Origin of the sequence: Streptomyces sp. NPDC007095, from assembly GCF_040634475.1 — a bacterium.
GTDB lineage: Bacteria > Actinomycetota > Actinomycetes > Streptomycetales > Streptomycetaceae > Streptomyces.
On sequence record NZ_JBEYFS010000538.1, the window covers coordinates 1 to 1,176 of the forward strand.

Here is a 1,176-nt window from a genome sequence, read left to right on the forward strand (position 1 = left end):
GGCGCGCGCACACGACGCCGAACAGGAACTCCGGAGCAGACCGCTGCTCCGGCTCCGGCCCCGGCCGCAGCCCCGGCCGCAGCCGCGCAACCGCTGCGCACCGAGTTCGAGTTCGAGCTGCCGCGCGGGTACGTGGACGACTCCGGCACCGTGCACCGGCACGGCGTGATGCGGCTCGCCACCGCTCGCGACGAGCTGGTCCCCTTGCGTGACATGCGGGTGCAGGAGAACCCGGCGTACCTGTCGGTCGTGCTGCTCGGCCGGGTCATCACCCGGCTCGGCACCCTTCCGCTGGTGCACGACGGGGTGGTGGAGAACATGTTCGCCTCGGACCTCGCCTTCCTGCAGGACTTCTACCGCCAGGTCAACGCGGAGGGCCACACCCGTGCCGCCGTGACCTGCCCGCACTGCGAGGAGCCGTTCGAGGTCGAACTCGGCGGGAGCCGCCTGGGGGAATCGTGACGTACGCGACCGACCGCATCCAGGAGGAGATCGCGTACATCGCCTATCACTTCCACTGGAGCCTGGAGACCATCCTGGATCTCGAACACCGCGACCGGCGCGGCTACACGGAACAGATCGCGGCACTCGTCAACCGCGGCGCCGGAGAAGGGTGACACGGCGTGGGGCTTTTTGATCGGCTGCGGGGCGGCGGACCTGAGCGGGGGGCCGGCAGCGGTTCCGCCGCCGCGTCCGCTTCCGGACCGGCGGGTGCTTCGGCTCCGGCCGGCGGTACGGAGACCGGGGCGAGCGATACGTCCACGGCGGGCGGTGCGGGGCAGGCAGCCGGTGCGCGTGTGGTCCGGCCTGCCGCCTGGCCAGCGCTGCCGCCGATCCAGCGGGCCACGGACCGGCCGGGCTCCGTCGCCGACGCCGGGTTCGGCGGCCGGCTGACGACCTGGCAGAACCCCTCCTTCACCGGCACGCTGTCGCACGCCGTCCTCGACGGCGCTCCCGGCGGACTGGTCAAGGGCCTGCTCGCCGCCCCCGTGGGACCCGCCTCCGGGCTCGAACTCCCCTCGCTCTCGCTGCCGGTGGCCTCGCCCGTCGAATCGGGCGAGGGGACCGGTGCGCTGCCGGTGCAGCGCATGGGCCCAACACCATCAGAACTGCGCCCGCTTGCCTGCTCCCAGCGCATCAGACGGGGAACCGCCAGGGAGTCGACTTCCTCAAACC

General features: G+C 72.7%; 2 protein-coding genes and 1 pseudogene. All 3 read left to right on the forward strand.

Going from position 1 to position 1,176, the window contains the following annotated elements; genetic code table 11:
* Positions 1-462 (forward strand): hypothetical protein (locus tag ABZ656_RS58060; RefSeq protein WP_360280874.1); only part of this gene is annotated, 462 nt, incomplete at its 5' end.
* Positions 459-617: a DUF6760 family protein gene (locus ABZ656_RS58065; protein ID WP_095856654.1), complete on the forward strand. Its 159-nt coding sequence runs from the start codon at positions 459-461 to the stop codon at positions 615-617. The genes ABZ656_RS58060 and ABZ656_RS58065, both read left to right, overlap by 4 nt.
* 6 nt (positions 618-623) lie before the next feature.
* Positions 624-1,176: pseudogene (locus tag ABZ656_RS58070) on the forward strand (hypothetical protein); the annotation flags it as partial.